General features: G+C 39.1%; 20 protein-coding genes. 11 read left to right on the top strand and 9 right to left on the bottom strand.

Going from position 1 to position 19,843, the window contains the following annotated elements; all coding sequences use genetic code 11:
* Positions 1-348: 348 nt before the first annotated feature.
* From fabD to G504_RS18405, 8 genes are all read left to right on the top strand, one after another.
* Complete coding sequence (gene fabD, locus G504_RS0108425; protein WP_019669723.1) at positions 349-1,224, top strand: ACP S-malonyltransferase; 876 nt, start codon at positions 349-351, stop codon at positions 1,222-1,224.
* 201 nt (positions 1,225-1,425) lie between these two features.
* On the top strand, positions 1,426-2,175 hold the full coding sequence (locus G504_RS0108420) for a 3-keto-disaccharide hydrolase (protein ID WP_019669722.1): 750 nt from the start codon (positions 1,426-1,428) through the stop codon (positions 2,173-2,175).
* 160 nt (positions 2,176-2,335) lie between these two features.
* Complete coding sequence (locus G504_RS0108415; RefSeq protein ID WP_019669721.1) at positions 2,336-2,827, top strand: MarR family winged helix-turn-helix transcriptional regulator; 492 nt, start codon at positions 2,336-2,338, stop codon at positions 2,825-2,827.
* A gap of 9 nt (positions 2,828-2,836) precedes the next feature.
* Positions 2,837-3,562 (top strand): hypothetical protein, encoded by a 726-nt coding sequence (locus tag G504_RS18410; RefSeq protein ID WP_019669720.1) that lies wholly within the window; start codon positions 2,837-2,839, stop codon positions 3,560-3,562.
* Between the two features lie 27 nt (positions 3,563-3,589).
* Positions 3,590-3,979: a RidA family protein gene (locus G504_RS0108405; protein WP_019669719.1), complete on the top strand. Its 390-nt coding sequence runs from the start codon at positions 3,590-3,592 to the stop codon at positions 3,977-3,979.
* Positions 3,980-4,254: 275 nt separating this feature from the next.
* On the top strand, positions 4,255-4,683 hold the full coding sequence (locus G504_RS0108400; RefSeq protein ID WP_019669718.1) for an FKBP-type peptidyl-prolyl cis-trans isomerase: 429 nt from the start codon (positions 4,255-4,257) through the stop codon (positions 4,681-4,683).
* A gap of 479 nt (positions 4,684-5,162) precedes the next feature.
* Positions 5,163-5,627, top strand: coding sequence for a hypothetical protein (locus G504_RS0108395; RefSeq protein ID WP_026348469.1), 465 nt, complete (start codon positions 5,163-5,165; stop codon positions 5,625-5,627).
* A gap of 364 nt (positions 5,628-5,991) precedes the next feature.
* The gene (locus G504_RS18405) at positions 5,992-6,321 is read left to right on the top strand and encodes a hypothetical protein (RefSeq protein WP_026348468.1); all 330 of its coding nucleotides are present in this window, start codon (positions 5,992-5,994) and stop codon (positions 6,319-6,321) included.
* Between the two features lie 75 nt (positions 6,322-6,396).
* Here the strand turns inward: G504_RS18405 and G504_RS0108385 are convergent, their stop codons facing one another.
* The 6 genes from G504_RS0108385 to G504_RS0108360 form a co-directional block, all read right to left on the bottom strand.
* The gene (locus tag G504_RS0108385) at positions 6,397-6,960 is read right to left on the bottom strand and encodes a DUF4251 domain-containing protein (protein WP_019669717.1); all 564 of its coding nucleotides are present in this window, start codon (positions 6,958-6,960) and stop codon (positions 6,397-6,399) included.
* A 107-nt stretch (positions 6,961-7,067) separates the two neighbouring features.
* Positions 7,068-7,916, bottom strand: coding sequence for a DMT family transporter (locus tag G504_RS0108380; RefSeq protein ID WP_019669716.1), 849 nt, complete (start codon positions 7,914-7,916; stop codon positions 7,068-7,070).
* A gap of 67 nt (positions 7,917-7,983) precedes the next feature.
* Entirely contained in the window at positions 7,984-9,204 is a 1,221-nt protein-coding gene (locus tag G504_RS0108375; protein ID WP_019669715.1) for a hypothetical protein, read from the bottom strand.
* A 5-nt stretch (positions 9,205-9,209) separates the two neighbouring features.
* Complete coding sequence (locus G504_RS0108370) at positions 9,210-9,539, bottom strand: hypothetical protein (protein ID WP_019669714.1); 330 nt, start codon at positions 9,537-9,539, stop codon at positions 9,210-9,212.
* Between the two features lie 132 nt (positions 9,540-9,671).
* Positions 9,672-11,978 (bottom strand): FdhF/YdeP family oxidoreductase, encoded by a 2,307-nt coding sequence (locus G504_RS0108365; RefSeq protein WP_019669713.1) that lies wholly within the window; start codon positions 11,976-11,978, stop codon positions 9,672-9,674.
* 4 nt (positions 11,979-11,982) lie between these two features.
* A complete protein-coding gene (locus tag G504_RS0108360; protein ID WP_019669712.1) occupies positions 11,983-12,351 on the bottom strand; it encodes a DUF7009 family protein in 369 nt (122 codons plus the stop codon).
* 149 nt (positions 12,352-12,500) lie between these two features.
* On the opposite strand from G504_RS0108360, the gene G504_RS0108355 reads away from it, so the two are divergent.
* From G504_RS0108355 to G504_RS0108345, 3 genes are all read left to right on the top strand, one after another.
* Positions 12,501-12,689 carry a hypothetical protein gene (locus G504_RS0108355; RefSeq protein WP_019669711.1) on the top strand — a complete coding sequence of 63 codons (189 nt, stop codon included), beginning with the start codon at positions 12,501-12,503 and terminating at the stop codon, positions 12,687-12,689.
* Positions 12,690-12,731: 42 nt separating this feature from the next.
* Entirely contained in the window at positions 12,732-12,869 is a 138-nt protein-coding gene (locus G504_RS19780) for a hypothetical protein (protein WP_019669710.1), read from the top strand.
* A 64-nt stretch (positions 12,870-12,933) separates the two neighbouring features.
* Positions 12,934-14,145 carry a multidrug effflux MFS transporter gene (locus G504_RS0108345; RefSeq protein WP_019669709.1) on the top strand — a complete coding sequence of 404 codons (1,212 nt, stop codon included), beginning with the start codon at positions 12,934-12,936 and terminating at the stop codon, positions 14,143-14,145.
* Between the two features lie 130 nt (positions 14,146-14,275).
* On the opposite strand, the gene G504_RS0108340 is transcribed toward G504_RS0108345, so the two are convergent.
* The 3 genes from G504_RS0108340 to G504_RS0108330 form a co-directional block, all read right to left on the bottom strand.
* Entirely contained in the window at positions 14,276-17,518 is a 3,243-nt protein-coding gene (locus G504_RS0108340) for a WD40/YVTN/BNR-like repeat-containing protein (RefSeq protein WP_019669708.1), read from the bottom strand.
* Positions 17,519-17,585: 67 nt separating this feature from the next.
* A complete protein-coding gene (locus tag G504_RS0108335) occupies positions 17,586-18,677 on the bottom strand; it encodes an Ig-like domain-containing protein (protein WP_019669707.1) in 1,092 nt (363 codons plus the stop codon).
* Positions 18,668-19,783, bottom strand: a complete 1,116-nt coding sequence (locus G504_RS0108330) for a hypothetical protein (protein ID WP_019669706.1) — start codon at positions 19,781-19,783, stop codon at positions 18,668-18,670. The genes G504_RS0108335 and G504_RS0108330 overlap by 10 nt, the downstream gene beginning before the upstream one ends.
* Positions 19,784-19,843 lie beyond the last annotated feature (60 nt).

Below are 19,843 nucleotides of genomic sequence, written 5' to 3'. Positions count from 1 at the left end.
GCATACTTTGGATGTGGATGAGACTTTGAAATAATACAGCCAGTTAGAAGGAGAAGAGCAGGAGTTAAGGAGAGGTAAAAGCATTGCAGGCCAAATTATTAGGGAAAATTACTGTGTAAATGGACATATAACCTTTAAACTTGAATATTATCGTTTTTAAACAAAATTTGTAAGAAAATATAGTTTCTTTATAATCAGAAGTTAGGAATTAATGGAATATTCGTGGGGTATTGGATTTAGTTGCAACTAAGAATACTAAATTTACGGTCATGGATAATACAGTTTTTTCTTGTCAATTTTTTTTTTTTATAAAGTGATTTATCAATAATCTAAATAATCTTTTTTATTATGCATGCTTATTTATTTCCAGGTCAGGGCACTCAATTTCCGGGTATGGGCAAAAAGTTGTTTGAAAAATCCAAATTGGCTCAGGAATATTTTAGTAGAGCTAATCAACTTTTAGGATTTTCGATCACTGATATAATGTTTAAAGGATCTGCCGCTGATTTGAAACAAACAAAGTTTGCACAACCAGCTATTTTTTTGCATTCATACATTCTGACTAAAATCCTGGGGTCCGATTTTAAACCAGATATGGTAGCAGGGCATTCTTTAGGTGAATTTTCAGCTTTAGCCGCTATAGGATCCTTAGATTTTGAATCGGCTCTGAAGCTTATAGCCAAACGAGCCTCGGCTATGCAAAAAGTCTGTGAAGTTGAAAATACAGGGATGGCCGTTGTAGTGGGATTATACGATGTTATTGTAAGGGATATCTGTGATCACGTAGACGGCGTAGTGGTCCCCGCCAACTATAATGCACTACATCAGGTTGTTATTTCAGGTGAAAAGAAAGCCCTGAAAGAAGCTTGTGATAAATTAAGTCCGGGAGCTAAGGCAGTGGTAAATTTACCTGTAAGTGGTGCATTTCACTCTCCCTTTATGGAACCCATAATTGAAGAGTTTACAATAGCCATAGACGAAACCGAATTCAAAAAGCCAATTTGTCCCATTTACCAGAATGTCGCAGGTCGCCCAAGTGTGGACATTGAACTAATCAAGAAAAATTTGATTGATCAAATGACACATCCTGTTATGTGGAGGCATACCATACTCCACATGATAGAAGATGGTGCAACTGATTTTACAGAAATTGGCCCTGGTAATTTTTTAAAGGGGCTCGTTCGTCAAATTGATAAAAATGTAGAAACCTATGGTATTTCGTAAGCAGGCCTAAACTTATGCATCCTTTTATAAAATCATTCCGGAATTGAAATAGCCCGACCTTATTTTCATCTATTGATAACATTTCTCTGCCTGTGATAGGTGCGGTACTAATTCCTGGGCAGCGCTATTTAATTGTATAGCCATTCTTAAGTGTATACATTTTGAGTATATTTAGAAATATAATAAATCAGATTTCAAACTATGCTCAACAGGATTTATATCATTTTTACGCTTCTTTTTCTTGTAATAGCTTGCAAAAGCGAAAAGAAAACAGATATCAAAACAGCATCACAGCGAATAGTAGAACACAATCACTTAACCGATGAAGAAAAATCCGAAGGATGGACTTTACTATTTGATGGCAAGACTACGGCAGGATGGCATTTGTATAACTACCCGGATACAACATCGGTTTGGAAAGTTGTGAATGGTGAGCTTTACTGCAATTCAAAAGAAGGAACGGGCCAGCACGGGGATTTGGTAACCGATATGGAATTCGAAAATTACGAGCTTACTTTTGAATGGAAACTCTCTGAAAGTGGCAATAGCGGAATCTTTATCAATGTACAGGAGAAATCTGACAAACCTGCTACCTGGCATACCGGACCGGAATACCAACTTTTAGACCCCAGCCATATGGACTATGCTATTGAGACCAAACGTTCGGGCTGCCTCTATGGCTTTGCACCACAACTCAATGCTGTAGAAACAAACCCCGCCGGACAATGGAATACTTCAACCATTAAGCATATCGATGGAAAAATAGAATTCTACCTTAACAGGAAGTTAACGGCACAGGCAGATTTTACTACAGATGCCTGGATGGAAAGGGTTGCAGCTTCAAGCTTTAAGGTATTTCCGGAATTTGGTTTGGCCACAAAGGGTCATATAGGCCTTCAGGACTGGTTCTCCGATGTCTGGTTTCGAAATATAAAAATTAAGACCCTTTAGTCAACGACTTATTATAAATTTCCAGGTAGGGTAGGGCCTTTATGCAGTCCTGCGAAGTAGAACTAATTTGGATCCATGAATGGTATTCCAGGAATATATTTAGTTAACTATGTAGTCAACTAATTATATTTTACTATATTTGGTTTATTAAACTTTGAAAATGGAAAGGGATTTCATTAAAGAGCTCGGATACAAGGCTTTAGACAATAGATTAAAGCGTATAAGTGATAGGATGTCTCATGATACGCGAAAATTTTTTAAGGAAATTGAAATAGATATTGAGCCAAGTTGGCATTTAGTATTCAAATTATTACAAGAGAATGACGTGATAACAATGGTGGAAATTGCGGAACAACTGGGTTATACACATCCATCTATGGTTGTCATGCTTAAAAAAATGACTGCAAAAGGTTATTTAGTTTCTGAAAAGGACACTATAGACAAAAGAAAACAAAATATAAAACTAGCTCAAAAATCTATTGACTTACTTCCTGAATTAGAACAAATATGGCACAGTTGCGAGAATGCTATTTATAAGATGTTAGATAAAGACCTGTCAATAATTAAGCATCTGGATGAAATTGAGGAATCATTAAGGGCTATTCCTTTTAATGAACGCTTTAATAGCGAATACCAAAAAGTTAAACACTAAAATCACATTATGTTTAAATCAAAAAGTGATTCAGAAATATCACGCAGAGGAATGATCAAAACTTTAGGGTTGGGATTGGCTTTCACTACGCTTCCTTCCTATGCATCATCTGCAATGACAGAGGTATCCATGGATGCCCTGGATCATGGAGAACGAATTATTCCTGTGGAGGAAAATGAATTAATTGAAATGCAAAAATTTATTGAAGATTGTATTGCTGCCAATAAAGATTCTGATCCACAGGAAGCTGTTAAAGAGGTTTTAGCAAAAGGTGTATCTAATCCTACAGCAATGCTGAAGGCAATTGGAGAGCCAACTGAGGCAGGTTTAAAGGTTTTTCTTCGATCCAAGGAACTAACAATTTTTGCGGCATCATGGACACCTCAAATGAATTTAATGCCTCACAATCATCATATGTGGGCAAATATTGGGATCTACACCGGAAGAGAAGATAATATTATTTGGAGGCGAAGCGAGAAAGGACTAGAGGCTGATGATGTAAGATGTCTATTTGCCGGAGATGTTGCCACGCTGAATACAAAAGCTATCCATTCTGTAACAAATCCGCTTAATCGATTTACCGGAGGGCTTCATATTTATGGAGGAGATTTCTTTGCTACGGAGCGAAGCCAGTGGGATCCGGAGACTCTTAATGAAGAACCTTCCAATGGCGAAGTAATACGCAATATTTTCAATAAGGCAAATGAACAAATGAGAAGAATGAAAAACGATTAGTTTTATTCAATTTTAAAAAGTATAGAGATGAAAAGAGAGTTAATATCAGGTGGAAGTCCATATGAAGATATTGTTGGATTCAGTCGCGCGGTAAAAGTTGGTCCATACATTACAATTGGTGGAACAGCACCAATGGATGCAAATGGAAATACCGTGGGTATTGGTGATATTTCAATTCAAACAAAACAATGCCTGGAAACTATTAAAAGGGCATTAGAAAAAGCTGGTTCAAGTTTTAATGATGTAGTTAGAACGCGAATGCTATTAACCAATATAGAAGATTGGAAAGGCGCTGCCGACGTAAGAGCTTCTTATTTTAAAACCATAAAACCTGTAGATACCATTATGCAAGTATCCCATTTTATAAACCCGGAATGGTTGATTGAAATTGAAGTAGATGCGATTATGACCTCTTAAAATTTGGCTAAATCCAACTATACATAAATTACTTGTATTGATTGTTCTTTAAACTTCCCGGTTATGTCTGTTCGCCAAAGCAGAACGAAGGGGAGTGTGAGAAATAGGATAAACAATATATGAAATCCAATTTAATTCATAATTTATGTAATTGGGAGGGAGCAATCTAAAAAGAAAGAATTTGTAGAAAGTAATGTTTTTTGGAATTCCTTCTTTTAACCATAGTATACCACTTATCTTTGCAACGTTTTTTATAAAATTACAAACTAATAATTATGAGTAAAGTAAGAGAAAATGACGTGGTAAAAGTTCATTATACCGGGAAACTAAATGATGGACAAGTTTTTGATAGTTCATTGGAACGAGAACCATTACAAGTAGAACTTGGTAAAGGCCAGTTGATTTCAGGCTTTGAAAAAGGCCTGATAGATATGGCGGTAAATGAGAAGAAAACAATCAGAATAGAAAAACATGAAGCCTATGGCGAAGTTAATGAGGCACTTTTTCATAAAGTTCCTAAATCAGATCTTCCAGAAGACATTAAGCCGGAAGTTGGAATGGGTTTAGTAGGCAATAATCCCGATGGATCTCAACAACAATTCAGAATTGCAAAAATTGAAGCTGAAGATATTATTATTGATGCAAACCATCCCTTAGCGGGCCAGGATCTTGTGTTTGATTTGGAATTGGTTGAAATACTATAACAGTCAATCCTAACATAGAATAAACGTCTTATCGCATTGGTAAGGCGTTTTTTATTTTCCTTAATTGTTACTTTAATGGTCACTATTGGTAATTCGCCAGAATTATAGTTTACCAATATGAGCAAACTTTCCAGTAAAACGACTTTGATATAATTGTTGACGATATAGAACACCGGCGTGTCGCTATTGCTAAAATTATATCAAATACAAGGTATGTGCCGTTTTACGCTACAAGTATATTTGTACTATAATTTATATTATGTAAAATAGTATTTTTAAATACCCTTCCTACAGTATTATCTTGGTATAGTTTCCTTTTCGGAATAAATTTATTTTTATAATGTAAAAATCCGGGACTCCAATTATACAAATAGCATCTTTAACCGTATAAAAGCACCTTTTACCGAAAAATTATTTAATTCTAATATGTTGAGCAATTTCTTTATATAAATTCGTAATAGAAAATAACCATATAAAAAATGAAAATGAGAAAGGCCCCTTATTATTTGTTGTTTATCGCTTTAACGATTCTTTCAAGTTGCGGAAAAGACGATAACATAGAACCCACAGGAGTAAATGAAATTATAGTAGATGAATTAGCATATAATTTGATTTCCGTAAATGGTTCAGGTATTACGGGAATAGCTACGCTTACAAGAGATAGCAATGATAATACGACCATACTGATTCAGCTTGAAAATACCAATACAGAGGAACATCCCGCTTACGTGCGCTTTAATAGCGCTGCTGAAGGCGGTCCTATTGCTATAACCTTGGAACCTTGTACCTGCGCTGTAAGCACTACTGTAGTAACCCAATTAGATGACGGTACGCCTATTGATTTTGACAAACTCTTAAATCTGGATGGTCATGTTAGCATCCAGGATTCTCCTTCAAACCCAGCCGTTGTTTCGGTGGTGGATATTGGTCTCAACGCAAACTAAGCTTTTGTTTAGCTGAAAAAATAATCAAACCTTGGCTTAATCAAAAGTCGGGGTTTATAATTTTATATATTTTCCTTTATTCAAAAAGGTACTTTCCGTTGCTTGCAAACAGATAAAGACAAAATCCAACTTTATTGGCTGTTACAAATTTGAAAAGCCCAAAAAGCGAGATATTAGATTATCTCGACGAATTAAATGCTTTTTATTTCAAAAATATTCGTTTGTTTCGTAAATTTATGTAAGAAAATAACCTATAATATTCATCGCTCTGGCACTGTTAGTTAGTTGCGATAAAAGTGATAATATAGAACCCACTGGTGTAAATGAAATAATTGTTGATCAAATCGATTACCAATTAAGTTCTGTGAATGCTTCGGGTATTACCGGTACCGCGTCATTTACCCGGGATAGCAATGACAACACTACCATTCTCATTGAATTAACCAATACAAACACTGACGAACACCCTGCAAATATCCGTTTTAATACAGCTGCAGAAGGTGGCCCTATTGCCATTACCCTGGAGCCCTGTACCCGTGCGGTGAGTACTACTGTGGTAACCCAGTTAGATGACGGTACACCAATTGATTTTGATAAGCTCTTAAATCTGGATGGGCATGTAAGCAAACAGGAAAGCAGTGCTAACCCCGATGTGGTTGTAGCTATAGCAGATATTGGTATCAACGCAAATTAGGCATTTCCGGTTTAAAGACTAAATACATCCCGTCTTGAATATAAGTCGGGATTTTTTTTGTTTTCAAGTTTACAATCACTGAAGGTCAACTTCCTCTTTGGGCAGTTCTGAGACTTTGCCTATATAGCGGATAAAATTACGCTGCGAACTGTTAATTGTTATATGGCTGGTCAGACTGTTAAATAAGGTTACGCTTACCTGAAATACCTCTGATTTTTCTTTAATCGTAAAGCCTATTGTGTAGGTTTCTTTCTTAGAATTCCACGCTATTTTTAGTTTATCAGGAAGACCTTTAAATTCAACAGCATTTGCAACACCATATCCTCCGGATAATTGGCGTTCCCCAAAATAAGGCAAATAAGCAGTGACGGAATCGCCCTTCATCTTCAGATAATTCGGATTGGCAATCAGACTAATATTACTGCCAGAATTTCCCGGTAACAGCAATCCACTTCCGGCAATTCTATTCATTGCATTTGTATTCATGGGCTGTGCCCATTCAGAAACAATTTGAAAGGATTTTTGTTTCACCATTTGCTCCAATACCCTGTTTTGTATTGCCGAATTTCCCGTTTTCTGGGTACTTCCGCAGCTCCATATAACCACCATTAACCCTAATACTACAAACCCCTTTATCATTATTAAATAATTATAATGTATTAATTATCAATAAGATAATAAATTCAGATCCATTTTTTTAATATATTTATAAAATTTTTTTCACTCCCTCCCTCCCATCGTAAACTCTATTTCTTTAGTAGTCGCTGTTTAAACCAAATGTTGAGCAATAAACCGCCTATTATCATTGCCAGGCCAACAAAACTCCAGATTACATATGCCTCTCCTAAAAATATAACTCCAACGATAACCGCAAAAAATACCTCAAGGTATTTTAAAGGTGCTATTGCATTTGTCTCCCCCATTTGAAATGCTTTGGTCATAAACAACTGCCCAAAATAACCAAATACACCAAGGCTGGATAATAAGAGCCAATCTATTCCAACAGGAGTTTTCCAATTAAAAATGGCTCCCACCCCACCAATGATTGTAGCAATACACATAAAATAATTTACTATAACTACCGGATGTTCCCTGCTGCCTATTTTGCGAATTATGATATATACAAGCCCACTAAAAACAGAAGCTATAAGTACCAATGCCAAACCCATTAATGGGATATTCCGGTCCAGTCCCTTTAAAACCAAAACTCCTGAAAAAGAGATGACAAAAAATAGCCATTGCACAGGTTTCACCTTTTCCCTGAGCAGCAAAATGGCAAAAATTGCTGCAAATATTGGTGCTATATATCGTAACCCTACCGCAGAACCCAACGGCATATAATGCAAGGCCATAAAAAATAAAACCATTGAAGTAGAACCAACTAAACCTCTTAATACCAATAGTTTACGGTGTGTTCCTAAAATCGGAATGCGCTTATTCAACAAAAATCCAAAAGTAAAGAAAAGTGATCCCAGCGATCTGAAAAAAACCATCTGATAAGCACTGTATGCAGTGAGTAATTTCAGAAGGCCGTTCATAAATGTGAAGGCCAGAGTGCTCAGCAGCATAAAATAAATGGCCTTCTTTAAATCCATAAGAAAAAGATAAATGATGTGGGTCTTTAACTTTGAGTACGATTCTATACTATTGATTTACCATAAGTTATTGGAACTTGTCTGCATTAACATAGGCCGTTTTTACACTGCTTCCTCCTTCGGATATATCTGTCCATGCAAAATAAACCTTATCCCCAACCAATTCCATTTGAGGGAAACCGGTACCACGAGATCCTTCCAGCCTGGCTATTATAACCGGTTCTCCCTTGCTTCCGCTACTATCTGCTTTTACCGCCTTCAGCACCGCAGCTTTATTTTCAATTTGCATCCAGCTTACTATTGCAGTCCCTTTCCCGAGTAATAATACATCTACCCTGCCTATTGCAGTGGCATCATCTATCCTGATTGGATTATCAAAACTGACCCCACCATCGTTTGAAAATACAAGGTTTACCTTAGGTTGGTCATTAGCAGCGGTAAACCAGGCTACTGCCAGGTTATTTCCTGAACTTGCGGCCTTGGGACCATTAACAGGGCAGCCCTTTATGTTCCATTTATCCGGATATATCGTTTTTGGAGAAGTCCAATTTCCGGCTACATTCCTTACAATACTAATGTCCCTTATTTCATTTTCCGTACGGTCCCTGTAAATCACTATAGGTCCATTAGAAGTAAGCGCAGCAGTAGTTTGGCAGCAATCGCAGGTTCTGGAATCCAGGACAAATTCATTAGATACTTCCCCATTATAAGAAACCTCTGCAGCCCGAAGTGTCATTGCACCCCTGGAACCGTCTTCCTTTTCCAGAGTGTTCCTACCATCCAGCCAGCTTATAAAAAAGGTGTCTTCTTCATAAGGCAAGGCCGTTACAAATCCGTGTTCCGTTGGCGTTGCATCAGTATGTAAGGGTAAATCTGTTATCCAATTCGTGGAATCCCTGGGGCGTATATTTAACCTAATATCATAGGAATAAGTGTCCGGAGAAGTTTTCTTCAGTACATGAGACAATAAATGTCCATTATTTTCTGTGATCATTGGGAAATCGGCCCAATTCACAAACCAGTCCTCACCTCTCAGGGTTTCCCTTGGGGCCTGCCATTTTCCATTTTCGAGTTCCGTATAGAATAGAATTGCCAAAGTATCATTCCTCATTTCTACCCAGGACAAGAGAGTTTTTTCATCGGAGGAAAACAAACTGGGTAATGAAGTATTAATTGCAGCAGGGGAATCAATATAATGAACCTTCCTTATTTCTTTTTTAGCTTTTTCGCTACAAGAAAATAGTAATATAAATATTAAAACCAGAGCGTAAAAGGAATCTCTTTTCATATAAGTTAGTCCTCTAATTCCTCAAACTTATTATTTGCCAGCAGAATTTTGGTCAGGCGTTTGGAATCCTTATTCCTGTAGAGATCCCGTACAAGTTTTTGACGCTTACCTTCTGAGATATCCATAGAATCTATTAAACCCCTTTTCAAAAGTATTTCTTTACGTTGTACCTCCTCGGCAGCCTGATAATCTGGTTCAAATTTAAATAGTTTTGGGCCTTCTTCCTCTTCTGAATTTATTATAGTCCCTGATTGAGTTCCTTGCTGGGCTAAAACATTAGATGAGCAAATGGCACTTAGGCCGATGCAAAATAAAAGCAATAGATCTTTTTTCATTTTAAGTGTCTCGTATGCAAACCCAATTTAAGCCATTTTCCTTAACAAACCATAGGGGTTTGACTTATAAACGTTTTATTCGATCAACAGCGAATAGTAACGACCAATAATTTAGGTACCTCTATTAGTCTTTTATGACGATTGCCGTTTACACACCCGCACTTTGATAGATTTACTAATTGGAGTACGACTTCTATCGGCAAATTGATTATAAGGCACCAGGGCATTTGTCTCCGGAAAATAGGCTGCCAAATTACCTTTTGGAATTTTATAAGGCAAAACCATAAAATTATAGGCAGTTCTGGTCCTGGCATCGTACCTACTGCTCAGATTCACTACCTCCAATTTTTCAAAATTATTTTCTGCCATATCGTCCGGATTCATAAACACAATTCTCCGTTCATTATATACCCCACGGTATCTATCGTCCATTCCATAGATAGTTGTATTAAACTGATCGTGAGACCGTATCGTCATTAACATAAATTCATCGGACTCAAGTCTATGTTCCGGCAGCTTATTTATTGTTATTCTGGCTTTGCCGCCCGGTAACTTGCTGAAATCTCGTTCCCTGACGTTATTAGGCAGATAGTAGCCGACGCCATTAGCTCTTGATTCGGTATTTTCGAAGCCTTTGGCGACCTTATCTATCATTTCCCTGATCTTGCTGTAATCGCCTCCCAAAAGCTTCCAATTCACAGGATGCGCACCTTTAAAATATGTATCAGCGAGAGTTGCAATCAGTTCCGGCTCACTCTTCAGGTTCTCAGATACCGGTTTCAGCACTCCTTTTGATGCGCGAACCCGTCCCATGCTATTTTCTACAGTGACAAAGCAATTAGTCCCCCCGGCTTCCTTCTCAGAACGACCATAGTTAGGTAAAATCAAAGCTGTTTTGCCAGTTACAAGATGACTTCGGTTAAGCTTCGTGCTAACCTGTACCGTAAGTTCGCAGCGTTGCAAAGCTTCTGCCGTATAATCCGTATCTGATGCTGCCATTAAAAAATTTCCTCCAAGGGCCATAAATATTTTTGCTTCACCATCATGCATGGCCCGCATAGCTCCTACTACATCTAAGCCCGCCTCAGCAGGTGGTGTAAATCCCAAATGGGTTTCAATTCGCTTATTAAATCCCTTGTCGATATAATGCATGATACCCACACTCCTGTCTCCCTGCACGTTACTATGACCCCTAACCGGACATGTGCCACTATAAGGTCTGCCTATAGCACCCTTTAGCAATAACAGATTTACATATTCCCTTATGGTTTCTACGCCATTCTTATGCTGGGTTAACCCCATGGCCCAGCAAACTATTATTTTCTGTTTCCCCGCCAATAAATTTACAGCTGCATCCACTTTTTCAACAGGAACACCGCTTAGCGCAAGAAGTTCTTTTTCAGAATAGCAATCCAAATCCTTTAATAAAGCCTCTGCTCCTACTGTATATTTCTCAATAAAGTCTGCGTCAAAGATATTACCCTCCAGCTTGTCCAATACAGCCAGTTTTTTTAGGATTAACTTAATCAATGGGATATCCTGATTTATCTTTACCTGGAGGTGAAGGTCTGTTATCTGTTCTCCCGAACCCAACAAGCCCTTTAAGCGCTGGGGATTTTTAAAATTTATCAGTCCGGATTCCTCGAGGGGATTGATACTAATAATGCAACCGCCGTTTTCCTTGCATTTCTCCAAGGCTGATAGCATCCGGGGATGATTGGTTCCGGGGTTTTGCCCTGCTACAATGATCACTTCTGCCCCATATAAATCTTCAAGCTTTACAGACCCTTTACCTATTCCAAGAGTTTCTGAAAGTGCTACCCCACTCGATTCGTGGCACATGTTGGAACAATCAGGTAAATTATTTGTCCCGAAAGCTCTTGCAAACAAACCATACAAGAACGCAGCTTCATTACTTGAGCGCCCGGAAGTATAGAATATAGCCTGGTCAGGACTTTGTAGACTGTGCAGTTCATCCGCAATAAGACTAAAGGCCTCTTCCCATGCAATAGCCTCATAATGAATATTGCCTTTCCGTAAAACCAATGGCTCGGCCAACCTGCCCAATGCATTTAGTTCATAATCATTTCTCAGAGACAATTCTTCCACCGAATATTCTGCAAAGAATTCTGATCCTATGTGGGAGGTAGTAGCCTCATCTGCCAAGGCCTTAGCACCGTTTTCACAATACTCCCCTATTCTGGAAGGTTTTTCGGGATCTGGCCATGCACAACTCGGACAATCAAAACCATCCTTCTGATTCATATGCAATAAAGTAGACATAGCTCTAAAAACACCCATTTCTTTAAAGCTGTGCTTCATGGCTGCGGCAATCCCTTCTTTTCCTGCGGCATAAGGTTTAGGATTGGTTATTTTGATTTCAGAAAACCTATCCGGCCCCCTAACACAAACATTTCTTTTATAGATTTTTTTAGTCATTTACTTAAAGTAATGCTTTAGGATTAGGGTAATTGTCTGATTGATCCTCAGCGCGCTCATCCAGACAGGTAAAATCTTTTTCTAATAAGAGGGATAAGCTCCCATTGTTCATAAAACTAATAGTTTCGCTAAATCCTACTTGCTCTGTTTTATGCCAATTCGCTCCCAGGGCCTTAGGAAGATTTAGAGTAATGGTATTGTCCATGAATTTTGCGTTTAGTTTTTCTGAATCAGATACTAATCTGACCGCGTATGTAAAAACATTGGTATCAAAATTCGTTTTATTTTCTATGTAACCTTTATTGCAAAGGGAGTTTACTTCTGAACGGGTAAGCCTGAAACGCACTGAATTTCCTAAAATTCTAATCTTCATCCTGTTGTAACTTATTGCTTTCTAAATGTACAACATATTCAGATTTCTTCTTCTTTCACCCGTCATTTTTGTATTTTAGGGATGTACATGACCTATATCATAGGTGACCGAAATTATGCAACGGAATTTTGCAATCTAAAATGGTAAATATGTCCACGAAAAACATTACAAACACCAACCAGGCTTCAAATGCGGTATATGGGCTAGGTCTTTTGGGTGCTGCCGTATATTATATTCAAATGGCCACAAGCTTTTGGACCGGTGTAATAGGATTTATCAAAGCCCTTTTGTGGCCGGCATTTATTGTTTACGAAGTGTTGAAACATCTTGAATTGTAAATACGTTTTTTCGTATCTTCTGAAAGATAATTATTAATCCTTATGAAAAACCTGGTCAGAGCAATACTTGCGGCCATTGGCGCAAATAAAATAGGGGGCGGAAAATGTGGCTGCTTCGGAACCATTTTTGTATTTATAGTTCTCTATTGGTTGCTGGGCTATGTTTTTGAGTTATTCTAAATTTCTTCATCAGATCCTTCATAATAGCTAAGTTTCTTTCTGTGGATTAATGTACTTTTGCCGGATGGTAAAAAAAGTGCAATCCCAGCTAGAATTTGTAGGCCTTATGGCAGCCCTCATGTCTATTGCTGCCCTGGCTTTAGATGCTTTATTACCTGCTCTGGATATAATTGGGGATGCAGTCGGTGCCACTAACCCTGCCCATAACCAATTGCTGATCACACTTTTCTTTTTAGGTCTGGGTACCGGGCCACTATTGTTTGGTCCTGTATCTGATAGTATAGGTCGAAAACCCGTTGTATACATGGGCTTCGGACTTTTTATTTTTGCGAGTCTGCTATGTGTATATTCCCAAAGTCTGGAATTGATGATAACAGGCCGGATCCTGCAGGGCGTTTCCCTATCAGCACCAAGAACAATAAGCATTGCTATGATCCGTGATAAATATAATGGGGACTATATGGCCCGTGTTATGTCTTTTGTTACGGTAATTTTTATCCTTGTCCCAATAATTGCACCAACCTTAGGAAAATGGATTCTTGATTTCTACGGCTGGGAAGCCATATTTCATATCCAGGTAGTATTTGGGATACTGGTCGCGATCTGGTTCTGGAGGAGACAACCGGAAACACTTATCCCCCGTAAAAGAACTTCCTTTCGTGGCAGTGTCTTTATTAGTGGTTACAAGGAATTGTTTAATTACAAGCAAACCATGCTATTTACTTTAATCTGGGGCTTTATTACCGGATCATTTTTGGTCTATCTAAGTACCGCACAACAGATTTTTCAGGAACAATATGCCTTAAAAGAATCCTTTCCGTATATTTTTGCTGCCCTGGCTATTACCATAGGGACTGCTACCCTACTTAATGGCACATTGGTATTGCGCTATGGGATGTTACGTTTGGTGACTATTTCCATGGCGGCTTATGTAGTAACCTCTTTACTTTACATAGTTTTGTTTGCCGGTTCCGGAAATCCCTCATTTGGAATCCTGCTTACCTTCTTTGCCCTGCAATTTTTTGCGGTAGGTTTTCTTTTTGGCAACCTGCGCGCTCTTGCTATGGAACCGATTGGGCATATAGCAGGTATAGGTGCCGCCATTACCGGATTTATTGCAACTATCATGGGAGTTGCAATAAGTACATATATCGGGCATTTTGTTATAAACAGCGTGCTTCCCATGTTTATTGGGTTTTTGGTCTGTGGGATTCTGTCTTTTGTGGTTTTGGCATTTTTCTTCCTTTCAAAAAAGGGTACTCAGAGCCCGTTTTAGAAACCAAAGAGTTTTCATCTATCACTTGGATTAACAAAATAATCCGAATAGGGAGTTCCTGACCTTAACCAGATCAAAAAAAACCGGGAATTGCAAAAATTCCCGGGTATATATTTAAAGATTAATAATTCTAATTCTGAATTAATCCCTGTCCTTCAATCCATGGTGCCCCTGCATCTTTCACCGCAGCTTCAAGCGATGGCAATTGTGATTCCACAAACCCCTTGAGCTCCAATTTTATATCCATCAACAAAGTCCGGGCAGCACCAAAAGCTGCTTTGTGATTTGCCGTTGGCCCATAGGTACTGCTTGTCAGAGCACGACGACCAATGGAATCCCCTGAATTAGGTCTTGGTTCATTCCTTTCCCCTATTTCATTCCTGGCAGGATTTCCATTTACTTTGGAATCCATCTCCTGAAGCAAGGTTCGGGCTGCATGTAATTTTTGAGCAAGATCAGCAGAAGGGGATGTCGCTTTCTGCAAAGCGCGCTGCATAGCCGCTACTTTTAAGGCACTTTCTTTTAAAACGGTATTAGTGGCCTTTAAATCTTGTTGAAATACCTCATACGCTTCTCTGAAGGCGTCTATTTCTTCATAAGAAGCACCCTTTAATGCACCTTCAGTCAGAGGCACTACTTTAAAACTCTTAGGACCTCCCACTTGTGCTAACTGGCCATCTACGAGCTTGGATAATGTAACCGAATAGTCTCCTGGAGTAACCATAACGCTACTACTATAATAATTATCCATTTCTTTTGCCGGCTTAAGATCTTCGCCACCTCTATCTGCAACGTCCAGGGCCCAGTTTACACGGTTGAATCCTTTTTTATTGGTCCCTTCAACCATTTTAACTACTTGCCCCTTGCTGTCTTTAACTGTAAGCAAGAACTTGGGCTGTTGCTGCACTTTCTCAGCTTCCAGAGCTTCCCAACCGGGAAATGGTACAGAAGCTTTTCCTTTTTCTGCTAATTTGCGCGCATACTTTAACGAGGTGAGTGAATCCTTCAGGTAGTATGTAAAAATTGCTCCGAATTCAGGGTTTTTAGCTGCGTACTCATTGCTACCCTGGGCGTAGCGCGCAGATTTGGGTACATACCAATAGGCCGGTTTAACATCAAAAAGTGTCGCTTCCGCATTCCTTACGGCAGCGTTAAATTCGCGTAATGGGGTAATATCATCAAGAATATAAAAACCTCTCCCAAAAGAAGCTGCTACCAAATCGTTCTCTCTTCTTTGAATTGTAATATCGCGCATTGCAATTGTGGGTAAACCTCCTTTTAACTGGTGCCAGCTACCTCCCCCATTCGCTGTAAAATAGACCCCATTTTCTGTGGCAGCAAAAAGCAGGTCTTTCTCAATGTGATCCTGTACCAAGCGCCAGGTAAGAAGTTGTTTCGGGAGGTTTCCATTCATTAAACTCCAGGTCCGGCCTTTATCTGTGCTTTTCAATAAATAAGGTTTATAATCCCCGTATTTATGATTATCCAGAGCCGCATATACAATATTAGCGTCAAAAAGGTCTGCGCGTACATCGTTTACAAATGGTGTGGACGGCAACCCCTTAATAGCGCTTAATTCCACTTTTCGCCAATTTGCACCTCCATCTTCAGAAACCTGTATGATTCCGTCATCCGTCCCGGCATAAAGCAAGCCTTCCTGTTTCGGAGATTCAGCCAGTGAAGTGATAGTGTTGTAATTAGACATCGCATTTACATCCCAGGCATTATCCCAGCTTTGCTGGCCACCCATTATAGGCAAAGCCAAACGTTCCTGGTTCCGCGTAAGGTCCTTAGAAATGGCCCGCCATTCATCTCCCCTGTTCTCTGATTTCCAGACACGTTGGGAAGCAAAGTAAATTCTGGTGGGTTTGTGTGGACTTACCAGAATAGGAGCATCCCAGTTAAAACGTTCCGCAGGTTCACCTGCAGCAGGCTGAGGCTGAATAAACACCGTCTCCCCGGTAGTCTGGTCTATGCGCCATAAGACGCCCTGCTGAAACTCCCCATAGGTAATATCAGGATTCCCCGGTTCAGTAGCGGACTGGTGACCATCAGCACCCAATGTAATCCACCAGTCCGAATTAAGAATTCCTGCTTCATTTCTGGTTCTGGAAGGACCACCGTGTGACCCATTGTCCTGGGTTCCGCCATAGATATTATAAAATGGCTCACTATCATCTACAGCCACCTTGTAATATTGCGTCACGGGAAGGTTAGCTATAAATTTCCATGTTTTGGTATGGTCGAAACTTTCATACAAACCGCCATCCGTACCAAAGAGAACATAATTAGGATCAGAAGCTTTAAAAGCCATAGCATGACTGTCGACATGCTTCCCTTCTTCGTTCATATTCACGAAGGTTTTTCCATGATCTTCAGAAATTTTTACATAATTATTCATCAGATAAAGCCTGCCTTCTTCATGGGGAGAAGCATATAGTTCCTGATAGTAATGTGGTCCTGTACCCCCGGAAACAGTATTCGATTCCTTGCTCCAGGACTGACCGCCATTAGTAGAAACAAAGATCCCACCGGTAAGGCGCTCCAATTCAATGGCAGCATAGATCATCTTAGGATTAAACGGGTTCATGGCAAGTCCAATTTTTCCCAAATTTACTTTTGGAATTCCGGTGCTTAGCTTGTCCCAGGTTTCGCCACCATCTGTACTTTTATGTATTCCCGAGCCCGGGCCGCCACCCATATAGGCAGCAACAGTCCTGTGCCTGTCCCATGTAGCGGCATAAAGCACATCGGGATTTGTTGGATCAATCAACAGGTCTGTAGCGCCTGTCCACTCTTGATTTCCCAAAGTTTTATTCCAGCTTGCACCTCCATCAACTGACTTGTATACACCTCGCTCACCGCCTTTGCTCCAAAGTGGCCCTTGTGCTACAACCCACAGGATATCTGAATTTTCGGGATGAATTACGATTTTCGAAATGTGTTCAGATTTCTTAAGACCCATATTTTTCCAGGTCTTGCCGTCGTCTTTACTAACATATATTCCATCGCCAAAACCTACATGACGACCTCCTACATTTTCACCCGATCCTACCCAAATAGTACTTGGCGCATTTGGATCGATAGTCACGCAGCCAATTGAATAGGTTGTTTCCTTATCAAAAATTGGTGTCCATGTTGTCCCCGAATTTACGGTTTTCCATACCCCGCCAGATCCAATAGCAATATACCATACATTTTCATTATCGGGATGAATAGCAATATCCGCTACCCGGCCCGATGTAAAGGCAGGGCCAATACTTCGAAATTTCAACCCCTGGTAAAGGTCTTCTTTTGTTTCCTGAGCCTGGATGTTAAATACCAGTACCGGATAAAAAACAAAGGCAAATAAAATACTTTTGATAATCTTCATAACATATAATTTTCCGCTGAAAATAAGCAAAAATCTGTACTTTCTGGATTGTATTGGAAGGAAAAATTCAAAAAACGGTAAAAGACCTTTTGTAATGCGTTTCTGACGAAGTAGGTTTTTTTATTTCCTCATTATTTGTATCAAAAAGATGATTCATATTATTGCCGGCGAGATCTTCTATTTTGGAGTCAGATGAAATGTCATATACTCCTTCATTCCAGCTATCTTTAGGTGTAAAAACAATTGTATTTTCGTATTCCCCAAGCGTGTAGTTCCCTTCTACCGGAATTTCTCCTTTATAGTGAATTTGAAGGGATTCCCTGGCAAGGATGGCATCCATGCTTTCACCAAAGGAAATCTTTAAAGCCTCTTTTGAATTAGCCGCAGGGTCTGATAGCTCCCAGTTTAATATATCGGGCATCTGATTGTCTCTTTTTCCTGCAACGATTTTCTTTATGTAATTTTTAGGTAATGGAATACCCCTGGCCGATTTCCAATTCCCCAAAACAGTAATCGTATAACTATGTCCTTGCCTGAGAGGAAGGCCCATTAACTTATTAGGTATGAGACCCGTCTTAATCCGCCCGGGATCCAACCACAGGGTAAGTCTTGTGTGATCCTTGTCCCACAAGTCTTTTTCTAAATTCAGAAAAAGTTCCACTTCTCGTTGCTCAGTTTCATTAAAGACACTAATAAAGTCTGAGGCATTTCCCACTTCCTGCATGGGTGTTGAAAAAATTAAATACATTTTCAATAGATTCTCAGGTACTGTATCCTTAGTTGGGTAAATAGTAATTAGTTCCGGTCTATCAGGATTCTTTAGGTCTTTCACTTTAAAAGAATACAAACGCCTCCCTCCTTGCCTTATCTCATAGGTTTGGGCTGCTCTAAATGGTATAACGGGAGTAAAATGATGCTTATGTCCGGAGGACTTAATTTCGCCCAAAATAGAAGTTTTAGTTTCCCCCTTTAGAAAAAACTTTAAATCATTTACATCACTTGTTTCAAAGGAAACCCCGATGGCACTTGAGTCCTGGTACTGAAGATCAACATTCTGAATAGCATCTTTCGAACCACAAGAAAGGAGAAATAAAACATAAAAAAAGACCAGGGTAAACCTGATCTTTTTAAAATTATTTAAACCCCCGATTACATCCATTTGGTAGTTCTACTCCTTAATACCAAATCCCCCTCTGCTGTCCTTTGTAAATAAATTACATTTTTATCATCCAGAATATCCATTTGCAAAACATATGGGAAAGGCAGATTATCATATGCTACACCCTCCGTTGCTGCAAATTCTTCCACCGGTTCTGTCAATGTTTCTTTAAAATCTGCTATTTCATCATATTTAATGCGCATAACGGGTCGGTTACTGTTAGACATAAGGAAATACTTCTTTCCTTCTTTCTCGTAGGAAATCATATCGAGGGGAGAGTTCCCTGCTCCGAGTTCAGCCACAGTTCTGCCTTTGGCATGAACACCAGTCTTTAAATCATCTAATGGAAACAGAACAAGGGGTGTGCAGGTATAGCTAGCCATTAAATAGTCCGTTTTATCCAATTCTATAATATCGAAGGTTTTAATTGGTGCATGAGTTTCATATTGCCCATGAGCTGCATGCCAGATTTCCAAAGACGCATAGTCCTGCTTATCATCAAAAGGAAAAGAAATACTTCGGAAGGTTGAACCAAACTCTTTGTTGCTTAAGCCGGAAACAAGAACCTTACCCTTGTGATATTTAAGATCAGAGATAGCCCAAACGCGTAAAGGCCGACCCCTTTTATCTTCTGCATTTATTCCTACCGCATTTTCCAGTTCTATCTTATCGTAACTAACATCTTGCAGGGAAATATGTTCAAATTCCTGCCCTTTTAACCTAAGTAATACCGGAGTTCCATCAATAATATTTATAGAAAAGTAAATGCTTTTCGATATCGGATTAACGGCCATGTCATTTATTTGAATTTGATCTGCCGTTGTACCTAAAGAAGATGCTATTTTTTGATCAAATGCTTCCAGGTCCACTTCTTCTGCCTCAGACTTCTCTTTGAAGTCCATAGTGTTTATGGCATAAATTGCGGCGTTTTTGGTGTCACCAATCAATAGTATACCTTCTGGTCCAAAAGCCAATTTATCCATGGAAGCTATTCCCGGATTACCTTTAGTGAAATTTGAAGTTAATTTTGATGTCTTTTCTGTTCCGGCCGCAACAAATATCAGAATGATTCCGGTAAGTGCAAGCCCCCATTTTAATGCTTTCATAACTCTTTAGTTTTCTTAAAAATATTCAATTTTCAAAGGGAATCCAGATAGTATGCAGGA

The organism is Eudoraea adriatica DSM 19308, assembly GCF_000382125.1.
In the GTDB taxonomy this organism is placed as follows: domain Bacteria; phylum Bacteroidota; class Bacteroidia; order Flavobacteriales; family Flavobacteriaceae; genus Eudoraea; species Eudoraea adriatica.
This window is presented reverse-complemented; position numbering and strand designations above follow the sequence as displayed.